Raw genomic sequence first — 24,164 nt, forward strand, 5'->3', positions numbered from 1 at the left:
TCCCCCTCAATCGAATATTTATAGGCTTTCATAAAAATGCTTCATCTCTTCGAACTCTTCCAAATCCAGATCATCTGCCCCTACGTCTGTTGGTGTCAGTTCCTGACCGGACTGATCAAGGCAATGACGAATGGTATTCAACAGGTGTGTTTCGAAGCGGGAGAAAAGTTGTTTGACCGTGCGCTCTTCATATGCATTCCTGTCATAGGATATACGGATACTTAATTTTCCGTCCTCCAACCGGCTATCCATATAAAGAGCATAAGAAGAACCATTAATCACATCCTTGGTACCTGGTCCAATTTCAGCTTGCAGCGGCGATGTTGAAAAATAAACCGATTCCGGGTGTGGGGAGTCTATATAACGGAAACCAATTTCCGGATGACGAAAACGTTTAGAATCCGCTGGATTGCTGGCTTCGGTCAGATATCTCAATGCACCGTAGCCCAATCCGTGATTTGGAACCTGCCGAACCGTTTCCTTCACACGCTTGAGCAACAGCGCTATATCATCCACAGATTTGATGTCCAGTACAATCGGATAAAAAGACGTAAACTGCCCCACCGTTCTGGAGATATCCAGCGAATTTGTTTCAGCCTGCTCTCGGCCAGGGTTCTCCACGTAGAGTGCAATCCGTTCTTGTCCTGACCATTCGGATACTGTCTGACCCAGTACGGATAGCAGTACTTCCTCGGGCACGGTGTTGTAGGCATGATTGACCTGTGTCATCAGATGCTGGGTTTCGTCAGTTGATAATTGTAGGTCGAGCTGATGTGTTTGTCTCTCCGATCCAGAATCCGTAATGGCTTCATAGTCTTTGGGAAGCGTTCTCCACTCTGACAACTCTATCTTGTTCCAATAGTCCTGCTCCTTGAGCAGCTCTTTACTATTCGCATAATGCTCAAGATGCTCTACCCACGTTTGGTAAGCGTTCGTTTTGTACGGTAAGACAATCGTTTCCCCATCCAGAGCTTGTCCGTAGCCTGTTGCCAGATCTTCGAGCAAAATATTCCATGAAATGGCGTCAGCCACTAGCGGGTCTACAGCAAGGAAAAGATGATCTCCGCTATCCAGACGGAAAAGCCCTGCCCGAACTCGTGGTCCTTCAAACAGCCGCAGGCTGCTTTGAATCCGTTGACATTCAGTTTCCATCTGGCTGCATGCTTCGCTTTCCGTTCCCGTAAGCGACAGTACCTCCAGCGTGAATAGCTCCTCATGCAGTCCTTTGTGAGCTTGCTTAACCGACCCGTCAGCCTGTTGTAATAAGCCAAGGCGCAGAGCATCGTGGTGCTCTACGATTTTCTTCAATGCGGCTCGCAATGGCTGCTCGTCAAAGCCCGACTTTGCCAACAGCAGTACCGACATTGCGGCAGGAAGTGCCTCGGATGCTGGATGCCGTTCGAACCAATCGATTAGATGTCGTTGTATCGGTGTCAGTGGTACTTCTCCATCTATCGGGCCTTGCTCTATCGGACGGGACAGTGTTTCTGCATAGCCGCTCAGGATTTCAATGGACGGATGCTCCAGTACGTGTCGGATATCCAGTAAATACCCGTGGAGACGCATGCGTGCGATGACTTGAACTGCTTTAATCGAGTCGCCTCCGAGCAGAAAAAAGTTATCCTGAATGCCCACTTGATCGCGCCCCAAAACATCTTGCCATACGGCGGCCAAAGCTTCTTCCACATCATTTCGCGGCGCTACATAGGCCACATCCGGTCGGAATAGCTTTTCAGGCTCCGGCAATGCTTTTCGGTCGGTTTTTCCATTCGGTGTCAACGGTATCCGATCCAGAAACACGAAGTATGACGGAACCGAATAATACGGGAGCAACTTGGCGGCATGTTCATGAATGACCGTTAAGCTTGGTGTTTCTTCTGTATGCAATACAATGTAGGCACACAAGACGGATTCTTGCTCTTTGTTTTGATATACAGTGACGACAGCCTCTTGAATTGCAGAATGGCTCATCAAAGCATTTTCAACCTCACCCAGTTCGATCCGGAATCCACGTACTTTCACCTGATGGTCGATTCGGCCGATAAACTCCAGATTTCCATCTGCTTTCCAGCGAGCGAGGTCACCCGTTCTGTACATTCGTGTCCCTGTTGAAAATGGATTATCCACAAATTTTTCTGCCGTCAAATCCTCGCGGTTCCAATAACCACGGGCCAGCCCTTCCCCTGCAATGCATAGCTCGCCCGGTATACCGATGGGTTGTAATCTGTCCTGCGCATCCATGATATAAATTTGCGTATTTGCAATAGGGCGTCCAATGTCAATCTGTTTGGCATGAGTAAGTTCCTGTACTGCCGACCAAACCGTCGTTTCTGTAGGTCCGTACATGTTATAAATACGGGGACCGTTCAATTTCTGCAATGCCTCCAGCAGCCTAGGCGGAAGCGCTTCTCCCCCAACCATAATTTCCTGTACACCTTGCAGCGCACGGGAGCCTTTTTCATGACTCAGCAGCATGTGTAGCCGAGATGGCGTCATTTGCAGCATGTCAATATGATGGGCAGTAATCAGCTCGCCAAGTGTCTGAGGATCGACCTGATGATGGCGGTCGCCTAGCACGACGGTCATTCCACCCAGCAGCGGGAGAATCGTTTCCAAAATGAAAATATCGAACGAAATGGTGGTTAGCGATAAAATCGTTTTGTTGGCTGCAAAGTCGATCACTTCACGCATTCCTGTAATAAAATTCAGCACCGAGCGATGCTGGAGCATAACTCCTTTCGGATTTCCGGTTGAGCCAGAAGTATAGATGACGTAAGCCAGATGCTCCGGCTGAGCAGTAGCTTCCAGATTGGTCCTTTCCACTTGATATACTTCCTCATCTTCGATAAACAGGGTGTGAGCGCTGTAATGGTGTTCTCTTACCAGATCGCGACTGGTCAGGAGTACGGCAGCCTCACTGTCACTCAGCATATACTCAATACGGGCTGACGGATATTCAGGGTCGATAGGCACATAAGCGCCACCCGCTTTTAGCACGGCGAGCAGACCGATAATCATTTCCGCCGAACGCTGCACCATCAGGCCGACTAGCTTATCGGGTCCTACACCATGCGCTTGAAGCACCCGTGCCAATGAGTTAGCACGTTCATTCAACTCCCGGTAGGTCAGACGCTGATCTCCGAACACCAATGCTGTATGACTCGGCGTCTGTTTAACCTGCTTTTCAAACTGTCTGTGGACGGTCTCATTGTGCGGGAAAGGTATGATGGTACGATTAAATCCGGTTAGCAGTAATTGCTTCTCTTCATCAGATACAATCGATATATCGGCCAACTGAACCGTGACATCCTGCGTCACCGTTTCCAAAATTCGCACAAAATGCTCTGCCAGCCGTCGGATGGTCTCCGGTTTGAACAACTTTGTGCCATACTCCAAAGTGAAGGACAAACGTTCTTTTTCCTCGGTCACATGCAATGAAAAATCCACCTTGGATATACCCGCGTTGATTTCTTCCGGTTTAAAACGAATGCCTCCTGTTTCCAAAACATCTGTGCCGACATTTTGCAAACTGAACATCGTATCGAACACCGGGTTTCGACTTACGTCGCGTACCAGTTCCAGCTTGTCTACAAGCTCATCAAACGGGTATTCCTGATGCTCCAGTGCCAGCAGCGAGTTTTGCTTAACCTCCTGCAAAAAGGCTTGGAACGTTAAAGAAGATTGCGGCTGATTGCGAAGAACCAGCGTATTGACAAACATGCCAATCATCGTTTGCGTATCCACATGCCGTCTTCCGGCAACAGGTGTACCCACGATAATGTCCTCTTGGCCAGAATATTTACCCAGCAGGACATTATAAGCCGCCAAAAATACCATAAAGATTGTAGATTCGGTATCTTTGGCCAATTTGTAGAGTCTGCTAGTAAGTTTGGATTCCAAGGTGACGGTCAAGCTGTCACCTTCAAAGCTTTGTGCTTGCGGACGCGAAAAGTCCGTAGGCATATTTAGTACAGGAAGCTCGCCCTTCAAGGTCTGAAGCCAATATAATTCATGCGCTTGCAATGCGTCGTCAGTGATCTGCTGCTTCTGCCAAATAACAAAGTCTTTGTAATGAAGCTGAATGTTCGCAAGCTGTCTACCCTGATACCGTTGAATGATTTCATCCAGCAGCACGGCCATGGAGAAACCATCGGACACGATGTGGTGCATATCCACTAGCAGATTGAAGCCACCTTCGATAAATTCGTACAGTTCAGCCCGGAATAAAGGAGCTGTTCCAAGATGAAAAGGCTGAACAAACAAGGTCCGAGCCTGTTTTGCTTCTTCCTTGGAAATACGGGTACATGGGATGTCGAATGGAATCGTGTCCCGAACTTTTTGTACCACTTCCCCGTCTTCCAGATCGAAATAAGTCCGAAAGGATTCATGACGCAAAATAACTTCCCTAACGGCTTCAATGAAGCGGGGAACCTCCAGATCTCCCTCTATGAAAAGCTGGCCGGGTACATGATAGGCCGTTCCGCCTCCCAGCTGATCCAGCACGTACATTCTCTTTTGGGAAGAAGATACCGGATAGAAGGCTTGCGATTTCACAGATACAATCGGTTCGTAGGTTTTCTTTGTTCTACCCGCAATATATGTAGCCAGCTCTGCAATCGTTTGCAGCTCAAAAATGTGGCTAAGTGGAATGTGTACACCCAGTTCCTTATTGACTCTCGACAGAATGACCGTCGCTTTTAGTGAATCACCGCCCAGTTGAAAAAAGTTATCGTTATAGCTGATTTCCGTTACATTCAGAACGTCCTTCCAAATGTTCACGAGTTGATCTTCTACGCCCTGGCTCTCAGAAGCGGCGCCTATTTTAGTGAATACGCTTGCTTGTCCCGGCTCTGGCAAAGCCTGTAGATCAGGCTGACCATCCGGCAGAAGAGGAATATGATCCATAGAAATCCAAAAACGGGGCTGCGTATAATCTGGAAGAATTTCGATTACAGCCTCTTTCAGCGCGTCTTCTTCCCATAGCTTCGATGCGTTTGCGACCACATACGCGGTTATATATGAGACTTTTCCAGCTTCGTCTGTTTGCGGTGTAATGACGCAGGACTCCAACTGTAATATTTGCAGGTGTTTCTCCAACTGCTCCAAATTAACCTGATGTCCGCGAATGTGGATAGTCCGATTCAAATTGCCAATATGCCGCAGCTTGCCATCGTGTTCCACGTAAGCCCATTCCCGGGTCGTTCCCAACAGGCCTGCTACTGAGGCTTGATACACCTCCCCTGCTGTCCCAACAGGTGCCAAATGCTTGTAGGCATCGAGGACGCAAAGATAGTTTCCGTTGGCATCGCTATTGGCTGCCCATGTAGCTCGAAGTTGCTCGTTCTCCGACGCACGGAGTAAAGTCAACGCAGAAACGCGAGCCCCTTCTTCCTCTACAATGGAATACAGCAGATTCAGGAAATATCCTGACCAGACTTCGATTATGTTTGGCTGAAAAAGATCCGAATTGTAGTCGAAATCAAGACGTAATTGTTTCTGCGCCCCTGTCACGTTCAAAAACAACTCGTATTTGCTGAATGATACCTCATTCTCAACGAGTTCTACTTCCAGTTCGTGGAATTGAAATCGCGGAATCGGTCGATCCATATTGAATACAGCGTTAATGACAGGCAAATGCCTCAGCCCCAGCTGAGCGAGTCCGGCAAAGCTGTACTTTTGAAATCTGTCCAGTTCATTCATGCGCTTTTTGACCGTTTGGACATGCTCCGTAAAAGTAGCATCAGGACGCACTTCGCTGATTACCGGAAGCAAGTTGACACAGTTGCCGATCAGAGAGAAGGCGTCCATATGGGATTGTCCTGCGGTGGGAACCCCCACCGTTACTTCCTGCTGCCCTGTCAGGCGATGCAGAAAAATCTGAAAGGCGGATAGCAGCGTTATAAAAAGACTGCTGCCTAGCTTTATGCTGGCGGATCTCAATTGTTTAACGAGTTTCGTTTCGAGCATTATGGTATGTCTGCTTCCTCTGGAAGACGGAATTTGTATTCCCCTCACCGGAGATGGCAGATGGATGACAGGCTGCTGCTTTTCTAGCACTGACGACCAAAAAGCAAGGGCCTCTTTTTTCCCTGCTTTCAATTGATCCTGCTGCCAAACAACGTAATTCCGAAAAGGTACTGGATCGGGAAGGTTGTAGTCAGCGTATCGGACAAGCGCAGAATAGATGTGTTCCAATTCCTGAATGAATACACTGATTGACCAGCCATCCGCGATAAAATGATGAAACGTAAAAACACCCAGATGCTCTTCATCCGATATTTTCAGCAGATGAATTCGGAATAATGGCTCGCCTGGCGTCATGGCAAATGGGGTTTCACTGTCCTTGTTCATCCATGCCCAGATATGTTGTTCCTGTTCATCTGGGCGATGAGTGGTAAAATCATGAAGCGGGATTTCCGCCTTCATCACAGGAGCGAACACCTGAGTTTCCCCATCGCCGCTCATAAAGATATGTAAGGCTTCATGACGGTTTACAATGGTCTGGACAGCTTGGTTGAACGCCTGGTGCTGAAGTGGACCTCGAAACCGCAACAAGGCGGTTTCGTGTAAAGACTGAGAGTCACTTCGATCTGACACAGAAGCGAACCAAAGCTGCTTTTGCTCTGGAGTTAACGGAATAATAGTTTCTGCTACTTCAGCCTCTGGAGGTACGGTTACAGGAACAGGTTGCTTTCCCGGTCCGTTTCCATTCGGGGGCGGGTCCGGTAAAAATCCCCCTTTACACAGCTCGTCCACGCTATCCTTGACTGCTTGTACGATTCGCGCAATATCTTCCTCGGTATGGGCCGTGGACAAGAAGCAGTTTCGTCCCTCCCAGATATAGATGCCTTTGTCCAGCATGTGATAAAAGAACAATTCCAGATCGCCTTTGAGCACGAAGCGGAATAGGGAGCCATAGTGAACGACCTTCATAGGTACGCGTTCGTCAGTGAAATAGCTGTTCAGCTCCGCTGCTAACGCAGAGGTGCGGCTGTTCAAGCGATTTTGCAGTTGCTCGCCATGTTTCTCCAAATGATCCAGCACCGCTAAGGATGCAGCCATTGCCAGCGGATGGTGGCAGAAGGTTCCTGCCACAAAGGTTCGCTGCTGCTCATGCTGCGGATAGGAATCGTCCCCGAAGCTCCACGTGCCTCCATCAATCCCGTTCATAAAGACGGCTTTTCCGGCTACGATGCCAATGGGCAGCCCGCCGCCAATGATTTTACCGTAGGTCACCAGGTCAGCTTGCACCCCAAACCACGCTTGGGCTCCTCCGGGCTGAATCCGGAAGCCTGTAATGACTTCATCAAAAATGAAGGCAGTACCCGACTGCTCCGTTATCCGGCGAATTTCCTGCAAAAAGGCTTTAGGCTGAAAATCCGGTCGGCGGCTTTGCACCGGCTCCACGATAACCGCAGCCAGTTCATGCGCGTGGGTGCGGATATAGTCCAGGGAATCGTCCGCCCCATAATGAAGCACGACGACATCATCCACCATATGCTGCAAGATACCTGGGGCCAGAGGTGTCGAATGCTCCTTGTCATCACCCGCGCTCCCCAGTGCCAGCACCCCGTCAAATGTACCGTGATACGAGCCAGCAAAAATGACGACTTTAGCTCGTCCTGTGGCAGCACGTGCCAAACGGAGCGCGACCATGACAGCCTCTGTGCCGGAATTATACAGGGCAATCCGTTCCACGCCGGTCATCTTGCATATTCGCTCGGCGACTTGCCCAGCCATGTTGGACATGGGGCCGACACACATGCCGTTCTTTAGCTCTTCCTCAATTTTTTCACGAATAAAGGTCGGATTGTGTCCAAACAGATTCACACCAAAGCCCATTGTCAAATCGACATATTCATTGCCGTCCAGATCCCAAATTTTAGACCCGTCTGCACGCTGGGATACAATTTGATACACCATTTCCTTCAAAACAGGTCGGAAACCAGCCACATTACGGTTATTGGCGTATACGGAGCGATATTGCTGGGTGTACTGTTTGGTGCTACGCGTACGGGTCGTGTAGCGCTCAATCAGCTCTTGCAGGTGTTGTTCCTGACGGAGCGAAAGCAATTCACGTGCTTTAACATCCAGCTTTTTATAAGGCGTATAAGGCTTGGCTTCATTGCCTGTCTGCTTGGAAACAGCCTTTACGGATGGAGCCGGTGCTAATGCAGCCGCGACTTTCTGCTTGGATTCGGTACGGATGATCTGCGCGCTTTCACTACTTGCCGATGGCAAAACGCCCGTTTCCGGGCTAAATGGCTCGGAAGCTATTACGGATGCAGCTGGCTGATGCCGGAGAACATCGAGCTGCTGTGACATCAGATGTAGTTGTTGCTCCAAAATTCGCTCTACAGCTGCAGGAGCTGTAGCGATTGGAAAGCTTTGAGCCCGTGTTTGCCCAGCCGTATCTATGGCATAAACGGATGCGGTAGCCGGAACAGCGGATTCATGAGACCGTTGTGTTAACGGGAAAGCTGCATGATCAACCTGATTCAGAGTTGTTTCTGGACGATTTTCCACAGATTGAACCGGGGTTTCAGCAGAAGTGAAAATGCTCACCCGCTCGGCTACGTAGCTGGCCAACAGCTCCAGCGTGGTCAGCGATTCGAAAAATTCGTTCATTGGAACGTCCAGTCCGAAGGTATCCTTGATACTGTGGCGAACCTGGGACAAATTAATGGAATCCAGCCCAAGCTCCAGAAAATGTGTTTGTGGCTCCAGTTCCTCCAGGCTGAGTTGGGACACATTACCGATCATTTTCGCTAACTTTTGAAGAATAGATGATTTGTGCTGATCAGTAGCAGATGCTGGCGCTGAATACTCGTTCCCCATAATTCCAGACTCCTTTACTGTTGAGTTTTCATGAACTGGTACCTTCTGTTCCGTTCGAACCTGTTCGGGTACGTTAATCCAGCATCTTTTCCGTTCGAATGGATACGTAGGCAGAGAAACCTTTTTATAGTGCTTACCTGCATAGAGGGCATTCCAATCGATCTGCGCTCCTTGCACATACTTGGCAGCCAGTTGCTCCAGTGATTGCAACGTGTCCAAGCTTCCAGTGACCATCTCTGCGCCAACTGTACTATCCGCTTTCCCGGTGTATACGCCTTCAACGACTCTGCCTTGTTCGTGCAACTGAAGTACCTTCGCTTTCAACGCATCCGCTCCTGGGGCAGTCACAGCAATCCGGTGATTCAGATGACTTCTGCCTGTGTTAGCCGTATAGCATACATCCTGCATCACGAGTTCTTCCGCACGTCCAAACCGTTCTGCGTACCGCCCGACTAGCTCGTGCAAAGCGGATTCACTCCGCGCTGACAGGGTCAGCAGCAGTGGTGATGATCTATTGTTGCTGTCCGTTGAGGCTTGGTCTGATTCCGTCTTCGCTATATATTCCTCCAGCACCACATGGCAGTTTGTCCCGCTGAATCCAAAGGAACTCAGTCCGCTTCTTCTCGGGAAACTGTCCGTCTTCCATTCCCTCAGCCTCGTATTGACATATACCGGGGATTCCTCAAAATGGATCTTTTGGTTTGGTGTGCGAAAATGCACGAGTGGCGCAATCTGTTTGTGCTTCATGGACAATACGGATTTGATCAAGCCCGCAATCCCGGCGGCTTCGTATAAATGACCTATATTCGTTTTGACCGTGCTGATCGCCACAAACTGCTTACGCTGTGTATGCTTGCGGAAAGCCTTGGTAATGCCGTCAATCTCAACCGGATCGCCCAGCTTGGTTCCGGTTCCATGTGCTTCGATATAACTTATCGTTTCAGGATTAATCCGTGCATCGCGCCACGCCTGCGAAATCACTTCTGCCTGAGCCAGCGCATTCGGCGCGGAAATACCAATCGTGCTGCCGTCCTGATTGATGGCACTTCCCTTGATCACGGCTAAAATGTTGTCACCGTCTTGTTCTGCTTTGCGCAGCGGCTTCAGTAAAACGGCTCCAACTCCTTCACCCCAGCCCGTTCCGTTAGACTGGTCGTCGAAGGCGCGTGCTCGATCATCGGAGGATTCCATGCCAATGCCCGCTTTCAGTGGCAGCAAAATCGTCTTCACTCCACCTGCCAAGGCCATGTCGCAGTCTCCGCTAAGGATGGACTTGCAGGCCAAATGCACTGCCACGAGTGATGAAGAGCATGCTGTATCAATTGTTAGCGCCGGACCTTTTAGATCGAGCAAATATGCAATCCTGCTGGAAATAATGGATGATAAATTACCAATGGCAAAGTTCGGCAGCGCGCCCGGTTCCACCTCGGACAACAAACGCTCGTATTCGAAGCTGGTTTTGGAGAAGCCGACATACACGCCGACCTTTTGGCCTGCCAGTTGCTTCCCCCCATACCCCGCATCCTCAATCGTGCTCCAGGCTGTTTGTAGAAATAACCGTTGATTCGGGTCCATGAGTGAGGCTTCCCGTGGAGTCAGCTTAAAGAAGGAGTAATCGAACTTGTCTACTTCATCCAGATAGCCGCCTTCTGCAATTTGCATATTCCGTCCTTCCGTATTCAGACGGGAAATGAAATCTTCGGCATCTTTTCTTCTTTCGTCGCTGTACGGGCCGATATTGTCAGCCCCTGATGCCACATTTGCCCAAAACTGCTCCAATGTTTCTGCTTGAGGAAACTTGCCGGACATGCCGATGATGGCGATATCCCTGACATTTGCTTCCTCCTTGGCCTCGGACTGTGCTGTTGCAGTCGGGTCGCTGCACATGCCCTGACTGGAGATATATGCAGCAAGCTTGGCGATGGTCGGATAGGAAAAGAAGTCCGTCACCTCAATATGAACCCCTAATTGATCCTCCAACAGTTCCACAATTTGAACGAGCTGTAAGGAAGTCACTCCGATATCAAAGTAGCTGTCGTCCGTCCCGATCGACTTTACATTTAAAATATCCTGGCAGATTCCAATCAGCTTCTGTTCTATCTCTCCTTGAGGTAAGACTGCATGCTCAGCTGCTTGCATGACTCGAGTAGCCTCGGCCAGTGCTGTCAATATTTCATCAAATTCGCCCTGCTCATAACTCTGGGCTAATTTGAAGCGTTGAACCTTGCCACTGGTTGTTTTAGGAATACGCCGGATCGGAACCACATCCTGAATATGCCAACCTCCCCGGTAATTTAGATGACTCTTCAGTTTTTGGACAAGCGGTACAAAATGCTCTATCTTTTTCGTGTGCATCACAAAGGCAATAATACGATCCTGCCTTGTTTGCGTATCATGTACACCGCATACAGCTACTTTTCCGAGATCCACACCATCTAGTTCCTCGGCAATTCTCTCGATGTCATGCGGGTAGACATTCTGTCCGTTCACGAAAATGATATCCTTGGCTCTACCAGTAATAGTCAGGCGACCGTTCCGCATAAACCCTAAATCGCCGGTGATAAGCCAGCCATCCTCTGTTTTGACCTTCGCGGTAGCCTCTGGATTGTTATAGTATCCGGATGTCACATTTTTGCCGCGGATCTGTGTGTGTCCAATCACCCCATCTTCAAGCACCTGATTTTGTTCATCGCAAATGCGGACAGAGGTACTGGCCAACGGATACCCTAAATCCACAAAAGTAAGACACCGCTTGTCAGACTTGTCCACTTCTTCTATAGGCTCACCTACGTGTAACTGCTGCCGATTCAAATGAATAGGGATAAAGGTGTTTTTGTCCAGAGGTGGAGAGGAAACACCCACGCTCGCCTCTGCCAATCCGTAGACAGGCAACATTGCATTTTTATTCAAACCGTGAACACTCATTGCGTCCATAAACACATGACAAAGCTCTACGGATACGGGCTCCGCTCCATTTAAAATCATACGAACGCTTGACAAATCCCAGTTAGATGCTGTCTCAGGTTTATACTGATCGAGAAAAAATTTATATCCAAAATTGGGAGAGCATATTTGAGTCACCTTATGCTCCGATACTTTTTTTAGCCATAAAGACGGGCGTCGGATAAAAAGCGCCGTCGGCATAATCAGTTGCTTGGCATTAGCGATCACACAGGTTAAATGAAAGCAAATCAATCCCAGGTCATGCGTAAGCGGCATCCAGCCCAAATAAGCATCCTTGGAGCTCATGCCCGTTTGATTTGCGATATCCCGAATATTGTAAACCAAATTTTCATGCGTCAGCATGACTCCTTTGGGATCACCTGTAGAGCCTGAGGAAAATTGGATAAAAGCTAAATCCTCCGGTTTGGATATATGGACAACACCTTTGTTCTGACTGGAATAATCGAATGTATGGCTTGAAAAAGCCGCTTTTTTAACAAGCTCAAAGGAATCCAGCAGTTCGTGCTGGTGCGAGTATTTTTCCAGCTGATCCAATACCTTGTCGTCTGCAATCATATAAGGGCGGGAAAGTATGTTCCAGATTTTAAACAATTTCATTTTATGCTCATCATTACTCCCTATGCTTACAGGAACAGGAACGATTCCACCGAGTAGGCAGCCCCAAAATACATTCACAAAGCTATGATTGTCGTCGATCTGCATGATCAGCTCATCGCCAGGTTGTATCCCTTTTTCCTGTAATTCATAAAGTACCTGTGATGCCTGCTCCAGAAGTTTACTGTAGGATACGTATTCCTCTTGTTTATCACCGGAAATAAAGGTGATTCCGTTCTCATCCCGGCTTGCACGGTCTTGAATGATTTCAATTAAAGTTTGAAACTGTTCCATCCTGATCCCTCCTCAATTGCTCTAGCATTACTTTCTGCTCTCCTTCGGAGACCTGTTTGGTTTGCAACACCAGGCGAATACACTCCAAAATCTCCTGTCTTTGCTCAGAGGCAGGAGACGAACTGCTGCCTGATTCTGAGTTTCGAAGTAATTCTTCCAGTCTTCGAACAGGTAAAATAACACCCTTTCGATAATCATCTTCATTCCAATTGGCATTGGGGGTAGACACCGCCAATGAAAGGGAACGAGCAACCCAATCACGGACTGAGAAGCGGCGTTCCAGTTCAACGCGATCCAATTCTCTGTCCAGGGACAGAAATTCAATGGTAGTGTTTATTTCCTTCGCCAAATTTTTCAGCACCGTTCGTGGACCTAACTCGATGCCTTGTTTCACGCCATGATTCGCAATATACTGCATGGTTTGAATCCATCGAACCGGGTGAGTCATTTGCAAAATCAATCCTTGACGGATGCTGTCAACATCGGGGTATGGCAGAGCGGTCACATTGGAGATCACGGGCCACTTCGCCTCATTTAAAGTGTATTTTTGCAGCTCTGCGGTCAGTCTATCCGCAGCATGCTGCATAAGCGGACTATGAAAAGGACCACTGACCTGCAAGCGGGTAATTTGGGCTCCCCGCTGTTCTAATTCGCCAGCTACCACAGCGACAGAAGTGTGATGACCTGAAACGACGTACTGGTTAGGTGAATTGTAACAGGCAATGACAGCAGGCTGATCGTCTGTGGAATGCAGACGACAGAATTCTTCCACGGCGCTCAACTCAGCTCCGCGAACGGCAATCAAGCTGCCCAGTCCAGCCACTGCGGCTTCTTCCATGAAGCGTCCCCGCTCTTGGACCAAACGTAAAGCGTCTCCAAAGGACAGAGCACCGCTGCTTACCAGAGCTGAATATTCACCCAGGCTATGACCAGCTGAAAATTCAGGAATCATTCCGATTTCATGCATATAACGCCGGAATGCAATGACACTGGTCGTGAGAAGTGCGGGCTGAGTATAGAATGTTCTGGATAGTTGGTCCATCGGACCCGCCATGCATAAAGCTTTCAGATCATATCCCAAAATATCAGCAGCCTCTTCGAACAAGCGATCTGCTTCTGCAAAGCCGCTATGCCACGTAGCTCCCATTCCTACATACTGAGATCCTTGCCCAGGAAAAACCAAAGCCATGCGATTCATATCAAACCCCTTTCCACAAAAATTACGGAAAAACAAAAAAATATTTTCCATTTTATGTATGGATACATATGTATGGGGACATTAAGATGTAGAGAAAATGCAGTAAAGAGCAACGAAGTCGATTGCCAAAAAACAGTAATCGACCTATGTCAGTGAATTGGTAATAGGGTTCTGTTCGTGATGTGATTGTGATCAAAAGTCAGGTGTGTGAGTAGAATTGGAAGTGTAAAAACCTTGGAGTATACTGAAATTTTTAGGCTTGGAAGCTAAAATTCAGCATCATAGATGAATGGTGTGAAATTACTGGAGTTATACAGGATGTTTTTCTAAGTAAGCGTTAAATATGGAATATTTTATTTATATAATAGATATGGACTCGAAAAATGTCAATATACATTTAAATTCCTTTAATAAGGGAAAATTATGAGAATGAATGTTTTTGTTATATTAAGCATAAAAGTATATTAAAGTATGGCAATATAATGTATAAGTATATTACACACACAAACCATGCCCTTTTTTGTCTAAAAAATCAGGCATGGTTTGTAACAACAGTTCATGGCGCGGATCATTAATTTACCTGCCACAGAAACTACTATCTTGTGAGGTCTTCACAGTGATACAGAACCGAAAGATCGGATTCAATTAGCGCCAGTGATCGTACTGTAGACTGTTGTAATCTCCCCCCCTCTGGAGTCTCTTGCTAAAAACAAAAAAATCTATTTTTACCCATCTCATTCGTTATTTTTCGAATTGGTGAGTACATAATGTGCATTCCCTCCAATATTTGTTGGATAATGTCCTACTTCTTTTAATCAATCTCTATTTGCACGCTTCTTTGTTAAAAAATAACTATTTTTGTCTAATTTTCATTTATAATTCAATTTAAGTGGATTTATTCACAAGATAATTAGCCAACTAATATTAAACGATTATTCGCTTTTTTACATGATTTAAGTTGTTCAAAAAAAGGAGCCGATCACGTTGATCAGCTCCTTTTTTATTAAGTTAGCGTTTGCCGTTATAATTTAATGGATCACATTTGTTGCCTTAATGGAACCTGCCACTTATTCCATTAATCTCACTTTACTTCATTATCGTTCGGAATTAATTCATACAATGCACGAACATCACAACCGATGGAATCGGCGATCGATACGGCAATTTTGAGTGGCATCACTCTCTTGTTTTCAATAAAGTCATAAACTCGTTCCGGTTTAAAAAGCAAGTCTTTTGCCAGCCATTCTGCTGACTTTCCGGATTCCATCAATCTTTCACTCAGTAAGCAACGTCCTAGTTCAAATTTCATGAAGCGATGACCTCCCGCATAAGATAATATTTAACCTAAGCGTTGTCCATTGCCAGCATGAATATACTTCATATGCACCTCATCGTCACAACTTCACAATTAAAATCTACAAGGGCTATGGTAATCGGCCTAGCACCAACTTCTTTTAGACTCTCTCTAAAGGATAACAAATCACTTTTGGATGATACAGCTGCTAGTTAGCGGAAACATAGTACTGCCCTGTGGGCTACGTGAAACGAACGCCAGGCCTGCATGTATTTGAATTAAATGCAACGGCAAGCCTGAATGACCGCCGCTGCCCATAATTACCCTCCCTTATTTATCCTTTACAAAAATTCGATATACCCTTCTGTTCCATGCACGCGAATTCGTTGCCCATCTTTTATCAGTTTGGTCGCATTCTCCACTCCGACAACGGCTGGCAAGCCATATTCACGTGCGATAACGGCTCCATGGGTCATCAGTCCGCCCACCTCCGTAACCAAGCCTTTTATGGATAAAAACAATGGAGTCCAGCTGGGGTCGGTAAAGGCGGTGACTAGTATATCGCCATCTTCCAGATCAGCCCCTTCTATATTCAGGATCACACGTGCCCGACCCTCTACAACGCCCGAAGAAACAGCGAGGCCTACAATAGCTTCGGCGGGGATATTTTCTCGTTTGTACTGACCTGTAATGATTTCGCCATCAGATGTGATAACACGTGGGGGAGTTAATTTTTCATATAATCTGTACTCATTTTTTCGTTTGTCGATGACCTGGTAATCCAGTTTATTGGTACGTATAGTTTCCTGCAATTCTTCAAAAGAGAGATAGTAAATATCTTCTTTTTCATGAAGAACATTGGCTTGTACGAGTCGTTCCGCTTCCTTTAATAAAGCCTGTTTATAGATGAAGTAACGACTAACAATGTCGTATTTCGGATATTCACGGTAACCGATGAAATTCCGGATCTGGTCGATAATTTGTTTTGTCTCTTTGGCTTTTTGTTCACCACCCGGTAATTGCTTCAATCGGGCTAATAAGTCCTGTTCTTTTTTCAAAGCTTCCTGTCGCCCTTGCTCAAATTTTCGTTTACTAGCGCCAGGCTCAAGGTTTTTGATGTTACTGAGGATCATAGGTACCAGTATACTTGGTTTTTCACTCCAGCGTGTTCTTGTGATATCGATCTCCCCGGCACATCGCATTCCATATTTGTCGAGATAAGCAGCAATAGCATCACGCACCTGCTGCCCACCTTCGAATTGAACCAGTTCATCCAAAAAGTTATCATCCTTTACCTGTTGTAAATACTCAACTATTTTCGGATAGGGACGAATCACATCTGCAACATCCAGTAGCTCCATACCCATTTCAGAAGTGACGTTATTAGGTACAGATAGGGAAAGTGTGTCTGCTACGTTTTTTTCACCTAACCATTCATTCATTTTTTCATTGATCCATGCTGAAGCATGGATGGCGGACATAATTACACTCAAATTTTTTAGATCTGACGCACGCTGCCTCCGTTGCTGCATATCTTCCAGGATACAATCAAACACATCCAATCCTGATTTCGTTTGGATGCTATGTTTTAACGCTGATAGTGATGTCTCACTACTCTTAATCAAATCAGCAACAATTGCCGGGTCATTTCCTGCTTCTGCCAGAATATCTGCAGACGACATACCCTTATGGCTTTTAACCGGCCCCGGTACGTTTTTGTCAGATGGGTCCAATTTTATAAAATCTCCCCGCTCTATGATGGTAATAAGCGCGTCTTTTATGAGCGGATCGGAGTGCCCTAAAACATCCAATAAATTCTGTCTGCCTTCCAGTGAAGACAGGCCCATCGTGATATCCACAAACAGCCTTCCACCACCAGTTTTAAACATGTGTGTGGCACCTGTTAGCATCCAAACAGATATCCCCAGTGGTTTAATAGGATCAGTCATCATTTGCTGATGGCCGACAGATACATACACGTGATTCTCCTGGTCATTTGCTTCAGGAATGGGATATAAAGTGGTAATCGGTCGGCTCTGAACAATATAAAATGTATCATCAGCCAAACACCATTCGATGTCTTGTGGGCAGCCGAAATGTTCTTCGATCTGTCTTCCAATGCGTGCCAGTTGTAAAATTTGTTGATCCGTAAGAGTTTGCGTCTTTTGCTGATCAGGATTGAGCTGCTTGGTCTCTGTTCCGCCTTCCTTTTGTCCATAAATAGCCATTTTTTTACTTCCTATTCGCTTGCCGACGATTACCCCATCCTGCACTTGATAACAATCGGCAGATACCAAGCCGGAGACCATCGCTTCTCCAAGTCCGAAACTGGCATCGATAGAGAGCAGCTTTCGGTTGCCATTGATGGGATCAGCGGTAAATAAAATCCCTGAAGCCTGTGGGAACACCATCTTTTGAACGATAACAGATAAATAAACTTGGCTGTGATCAAATCCATTCTGTATTCGGTAAATTACCGCGCGTTCCGTAAATAAAGAAGCCCAACATTTGCGGATATGCTCCAAGATGGATTCTTTGCCGATTATATTTAAATAGGTATCTTGTTGACCAGCAAAAGAAGCATGCGGCAAATCCTCAGCAGTCGCACTAGAACGCACAGCATAAGCATATTCATCTCCAGACTTGGAGAGATAGTGAGTAACTGCTTTCACAACATCGGAAGGAATCGCTACCTCCATAATGGCCTGTCGAATCTTCTTGCTGACTTCATCAATTTGTTCTCGATCTTCTACTTTAAGCCTAGTTAGCCGATCCAACAAAGCATGAACCGTTTCGTTTTGTTTGATGGCTTTTTGATATCCCACTGTTGTAACACAAAACCCTTCTGGCACTTGTATTCCTTCCATTTTGGTTAATGCCCCTAAGTTCAGCCCTTTTCCACCAACAAGCAAAAGCTGAGTGTTATCCATTTCTTGAAAATCAAGAACTAGTGAATTCATTTAACATCTCTCCTAACCATTGATATAGAGAAAAAAGCGAACAATCATGATCATGCCTAGTCACCGTTGAAGTAAGTCGTCGTGTACTTCTTCTCAAAACCGCTTGAGGATGTACGCAGCCTGATCGCACATTCCACCATCCTTTCTGTTTTTTTGGGGGGTAAAAAAAACATTGACAAATCACCGTTCTAGATGTAATATAAGAATAGGGATAATTAATTTTATGTCTTTTATATAATTTGTCAATGATGCTATCGATTATATCATAGCGTTTCTTCGTGTTCAATCGCTTTATCTAAATAAGAGATGATCCTAGAATGTATCAGGGTCATCTCTTTTTGTATTCAGTTGAACCATCATATTAGTTTAGTTAATCTTTCTTGATGATCTATCGCAACTGTCTTTTGGATCTATTATTGTTTTGTTAGTGATGATACTTCTTTCTAGGAAACTGCTCTATTTCCTCTATTACATGGAAGTTATAAGTTAGTTCTATGACTTTATTCCGCACGTTTTTTCGAATTACCATAGCGTCAGATTTTATTTCGACTGAGCCTAGAAATTGAAACAGCGACAACCAAGGACGAGAAAATAAAAGTCCTAGACTGTCGCTGTTCCATATCGGTAAACAACCGCTCTCTACTCACCCGTCGCTTTCAAGCACCAAGATGTTTCTTCCGGGTTACTCTTTTTTGATTCAAGAGATACCCAGTCTATTCACGCATGGTTCTCACTTGTGACAAAACTGTCGGATGTTAGCTGCTAGTTCTTCCGCATGAGTAAGGACAAGCATATGATCGGCCCCTTTGATTTCGGAAAACCTAATTGCAGGTACACGCTTGAAGTGCTCAGCAATATTATACATATCCGACCATTCTATTGTTCCTTGTATAAATAACGTACTCGCTGCAATTTTTTCTAAACGTTCAATCGAAGGCGGCTCTGGCCAAAGGACCTCAAAGCTTCTCCACTCGGTGAATACCCTTGTCATGTATTGAGTATGCATTTCATTCAGAAAATTCCGATGAGGGCTGGCCATCGTAGCCCGATAGATCGGTGCGGCTAAGGACAACTCTACTAGTTTTGAAATATCGGGAGCGGCTGCATTCACCGACGCCATATAATTGGTAAATTCTTGCGAATATGCAAATCCCGTTAATGAAGGGGCAATCACCACTAGCCGCTCAACCATAGAAGGATATGATAACGCAAAATCAGTCGCGACTTGCCCACCGATGGAATGTCCGACAAGTGTGACAAGATCCAATCCGAGATGTTCGAGAAGTTTACGCAAATCCTCCACAAGTGAAGTCGGCTTTTGCATAGTAGGCGAGCGGCCGGTTCCTCGACCATCAAAGGTAATAATCTTGAATGATTTTGCCAGTCCAGGTACCATATATCTCCATACCCTTGAGTCGACACCTCCCGAGTGAATCATGACTATGGGGCTCCATTCCCTTCGATTTCGTAAAAGAGTTCCACCTTGTTGCCCTCCCAATGTGGTAGTATTTTCTTGATTAACATTTTAATCATGACTGAACATACAGTCTATAATAAAAAGATTTCCACATCGAAAATATAAACAATATCTCTATGAATGCCACGTGATTTGCGACTTGGAGAGCTACTTTGCGTAACTCAGAAGTTCTTACCAAAATCCTTGGGCGGGTAAAACTTACATTTATATGAAGTTGCTGCATTATCTTAATCAAGTCACAGCATATAATTACTCTTTTACCGATCCTACAACAATTCCAGTCACAAAATATTTTTGAAGCAGCGGATAAATCAGCAGTAGCGGGATGGCGGCGACTACGATTTTTGCAGCATTTAGACTTTTGTTTGAAATTTCAGTCAAGTTGCTGAGTTGGTCCCGGATTTGATCTTTCAATCGTCAACCATAATTGATGATTAATGGTTGACGATTGAATGTTGTCATTTTAGCAGAGAGGACGCCACTGTAAAGAGCATTCAAAGTGTATGATTAAAGATTGACATCATACAGAACAATCTGAAAGCTTCAACCGTAAGCACTAATCGTGTCAAAGATTCCAACAGCTGATAAGAAAATTTTTGTCCCGTGACCAGTAAAACCCTAAAAGTGAATGCGGAAACGAGGTACCCAAAAGACTAACGTATAAAACATCAAAAACCCTTCTGTGCATGGCTCACAAAAGGGTCAATTCGGGAGTATTTAAAGTGTGAATTAAGAATTGTTATTTCGCTAATCTGCCAGTTAGCTTAATCCCCACATGAATCTTTCTATTTGTCATAATAAACTATACTTCAACCTGACGTCAGGGGACTACTCAAATAACGTCAGAATAGGGTGTGAATAACCATTAATTTACACATTGCAAAGGGTCATTTGTTCTTTACGAAATTTAATCATTTGTTTATAAAATTGAAGAACCCGTTAAGATTATAAAGATCATATACTTCTGTGGGATATTCATTTTCATTTATTGAGTGCATCGATAAGGTACATTCTCGCTTCATAAGGGCGCATTTCTACATCGGACATGTTATTTGGATAATTGGATATTAGCAGCTGTTTAGTCTCTGCCAGCTCTTTCTGAAGTGGGAGATCGGTTGTGTATTTTTGAAAATTACATACTACAAGTAGTTTAGCTCCTTTCAGCGTTCGAGTGTACGCGAACAAATCTTTATTCTCGGGATACATCAGCTCATAATCCCCATATATGATCACTTCATGTTCTTTCCTTAATCGGATTAGTTTCCGATAATAATGGAATATGGACTCAGGGTTATTTAAACTTTCTTGTGCATGGATATCCTTATAATTCGGGTTTACTTTAATCCAAGGATTCCCTAATGTAAAACCAGCATTGTCTGAAGCGTCCCACTGCATTGGTGTTCGAGCGTTATCACGCCCCTTTGCAAAGACTGACTCCATAACTTTGTCTTCAGGGTATCCTTTCTCAATTCTATCTTTGTAGAAGTTTAGTAACTCAATATCCCGATAGTCTTCAATTGGATATTGAACATTCGTCATTCCTAATTCTTCCCCCTGATAAATGTATGGTGTGCCTCGCATGCCATGAAGAAGGGTTGCCAACATTTTAGACGATTCTATCCTGTATTCTCCGTCATCTCCCCAACGAGAAACGATTCGGGGTAAGTCGTGATTATTCCAAAACAAACTGTTCCAGGCATCCCCCTTCAGCTCCGTCTGCCATTTAGACAACACTTTTTTTAATTCTAGAAAATCTAGAGGCTTAAGATCCCACTTCCCTTTTCCCTCTTGTTCATCCAAACTAATATGTTCAAATTGAAATACCATTGAAAACTCACTGCCGTCCGGGTTGCTATACAATTTGGCGATCTCTGGCGTAGCGCCCCATGTTTCTCCAACCGTCAGCAGGTCTCCAGCTTTTTGAAATGTCTCTTTGCTGAGTTCCCTGATATACTTATGCAGATTCGGCCCGTTGCTGGTAATTTTCAAATCTGGTTCTTTTCCGATTAAGTCAATTACGTCAAGCCGAAAACCGCCTACACCCTTGCTTATCCACCAATTGATCATTTCGTAAATCTCTTGTCGGACTTTTGGGTTTTCCCAGTTGAGATCCGGCTGTTTTACAGAAAAAAGATGTAAATAATATTGTCCTATCTCGGGTACCCATTCCCAAGCTGAACCACCAAAGGTGGAACCCAAGTCGTTTGGTGGCATTCCTTCAACGCCATCTCTCCAGACATAATAGTCATGGTACGGATTTTCTTTACTTTTTTTTGCTTCTTGAAACCAGAGATGCTCATCGGAAGTATGGTTCAACACCAAATCCATTATGATCCGAATGTCACGTTTCCCAGCTTCATGAATTAACATCCCCATATCATCCAAAGTCCCGAACATCGGATCAATATCCCGATAGTCCGAAATATCATAACCATAATCATCCTGAGGGGATTTACAAACTGGTGATAGCCAAATTGCACCGACACCGAGTTGCTGCAAATAGTCCAGACGGGAAACAATTCCTTTCAAATCGCCGATTCCATCCCCATTACTATCTTGAAAGCTCCGTGGATATATCTGGTATACAACAATTTCTTTCCACCAATTTTTATTTTCCATTGTTCATTACAACCTTTCCAATAGACGAATAGTGTTTTTATCTTAATCAAGTCACATCATACAATTACTCTTTTACCGATCCTACAACAATTCCAGTCACAAAATATTTTTGAAGCAGCGGATAAATCAGCAGCAGCGGGATGACAGCGACTACGATTTTGGCCGCATTTAGATTTTTGTTTGAAATTTCAGTCAAGTTGCTGAGTTGTGCTGAGTTAGTGCCGGATTGAAGAAGTTCTGCAATATTTACGTTAAGAGACTGAATATAGGTCATTAGCGGATAATTGCTGACTTGGGTCATATAGATCAAACCGCTGAAGAAATCATTCCACGTTCCCACGATACTGAATAGTGCTACCGTCGCCAGCGCAGGGATGGACACGGGCACATACACTTTGAACAGGACCTGCAGCGGACTTGCCCCATCGATGAATGCTGCTTCTTCTAGGGCCTTAGGTACAGCAGAGAAAAAGTTCATGACAAGGATGACACTGAATATAGGAACAGCCCCTGGTAGAACAAGCGACCAAATTGTATTAAGCATATCGAGGTTTTTGATCAATAGATAACTCGGGATCATCCCACCGCTGAACAGCATGGCAAAAATCATGACGTTCATATAAATGTTTCTGCCCCTAAATTCTCTTTTCGACTTGGAGAGCGGGTATGCCATCAGAACAATAAGAATCATGTTAAGAAGAAGTGTGAGCACAACACGTAGAACAGATATGCCAAAGGAACGCCAGAACTGAGCATCGTCGATAATTTTCATATACGCTGCGGTTGTAAAATTGACCGGTATAAGACCTACAGCATTAGCTGACACAGCCTCGCTGCTGCTAAATGAAATCGCAACGATATTCCACAAGGGAAGAAGGCAGATCAATGCCAGCAAAATGACGATGGCATAGATGATTAACCCGCCAATTCGACCTTTTTGGTTTACAAAATAGGACACAGGCTTGGCCTCCTTAAAATATTTTTCGGTCAGTGTATTTTTTGGCCAATTGGTTGGCGGACAATAGCAAAACAATACCGATCACTGACTTGAACAGACCAACAGCCGTACCGAAGCTATACTGTCGCCCGACGAGTCCAATCCGATATACATAAGTATCCAGAATATCTCCCGACTCATAGACTACTGGGTTATACAGATTATAAATTTGATCGAAGCCGGCACTCAAAATATTGGTCAGACTCATCACTCCCATGAGCAGGATAATAGGCAGCATGCCTGGCAACGTAATATGCCATACTTTTCTCCACCAGCTGGCTCCATCCATTCCTGCCGCTTCATACAGGCCTGGATCAATCGAAGTAATTGCAGCCAAATAGACAATGGAACTGTAGCCGAACTCCTTCCACACGTCTGTCCCAATAATCAGCGGCTGGAACCAGGTGTTGCTGCCGAGAAAATTAATATTCTCCAGACCGAAAAAAGCCAAAATTTGATTCACAATTCCATCCAAACTGAACATGTTAACAACCACGGACGCTAGAACTACCCAGGATAGAAAGTGTGGCAGATAAACAATTGTCTGTACGGATTTTTTAACGAATTTGATGCGGATCTCATTTAACAAAATGGAAAAAATGATAGCCATGATTGTTCCCAATAGAATCTTGGCAATGGCAATCACCAATGTATTACTAAAAACCTGCGCGATGTCCGGCAGCTTAAACATATAAATAAAGTGCTTCAGTCCTACAAATTTGGAGCCTAACATTCCTTTGGCTGGTATATAATCCTGAAACGCCGTAATGACACCGACCATCGGAACATAGCTGAATACCAGCAAAAATAAAATACCCGGAAGCATCATCAGATGATATATGGCACCCGTACCGAACGGGCTTTTTGCTTTATCATTTCCCTGTTTCATGGATGGACCCCTTTCCTAAAAGCAGGGCTGCGTATCGCAG

General features: G+C 45.3%; 8 protein-coding genes and 1 pseudogene. All 9 read right to left on the reverse strand.

The features are described 5' to 3' along the window. Positions 1-18: 18 nt before the first annotated feature. Complete coding sequence (locus ACN6NF_RS12330) at positions 19-12,690, reverse strand: non-ribosomal peptide synthetase/type I polyketide synthase (RefSeq protein WP_474317977.1); 12,672 nt, start codon at positions 12,688-12,690, stop codon at positions 19-21. Beyond that, a complete protein-coding gene (gene fabD, locus ACN6NF_RS12335) occupies positions 12,665-13,888 on the reverse strand; it encodes an ACP S-malonyltransferase (RefSeq protein ID WP_474317978.1) in 1,224 nt (407 codons plus the stop codon). The genes ACN6NF_RS12330 and fabD overlap by 26 nt, the downstream gene beginning before the upstream one ends. A gap of 1,081 nt (positions 13,889-14,969) precedes the next feature. Next, the gene (locus tag ACN6NF_RS12340) at positions 14,970-15,197 is read right to left on the reverse strand and encodes an XRE family transcriptional regulator (protein ID WP_474317979.1); all 228 of its coding nucleotides are present in this window, start codon (positions 15,195-15,197) and stop codon (positions 14,970-14,972) included. 326 nt (positions 15,198-15,523) lie between these two features. Then, positions 15,524-18,142 (reverse strand): phosphoenolpyruvate synthase, encoded by a 2,619-nt coding sequence (gene ppsA / locus ACN6NF_RS12345; protein WP_474317980.1) that lies wholly within the window; start codon positions 18,140-18,142, stop codon positions 15,524-15,526. 730 nt (positions 18,143-18,872) lie between these two features. Beyond that, entirely contained in the window at positions 18,873-19,580 is a 708-nt protein-coding gene (locus ACN6NF_RS12350; protein ID WP_474317981.1) for an alpha/beta fold hydrolase, read from the reverse strand. 288 nt (positions 19,581-19,868) lie between these two features. Next, a pseudogene (locus ACN6NF_RS12355) lies at positions 19,869-20,012 on the reverse strand (carbohydrate ABC transporter permease); the annotation flags it as partial. A gap of 588 nt (positions 20,013-20,600) precedes the next feature. Further along, entirely contained in the window at positions 20,601-22,238 is a 1,638-nt protein-coding gene (locus tag ACN6NF_RS12360) for a glycoside hydrolase family 13 protein (RefSeq protein ID WP_474317982.1), read from the reverse strand. A gap of 64 nt (positions 22,239-22,302) precedes the next feature. Continuing rightward, entirely contained in the window at positions 22,303-23,196 is an 894-nt protein-coding gene (locus ACN6NF_RS12365; RefSeq protein WP_474317983.1) for a carbohydrate ABC transporter permease, read from the reverse strand. Between the two features lie 13 nt (positions 23,197-23,209). Continuing rightward, a complete protein-coding gene (locus ACN6NF_RS12370; protein WP_474317984.1) occupies positions 23,210-24,124 on the reverse strand; it encodes an ABC transporter permease in 915 nt (304 codons plus the stop codon). Positions 24,125-24,164: the final 40 nt, after the last annotated feature.

The sequence above is a fragment of the Paenibacillus sp. TSM33 genome, assembly GCF_056099025.1.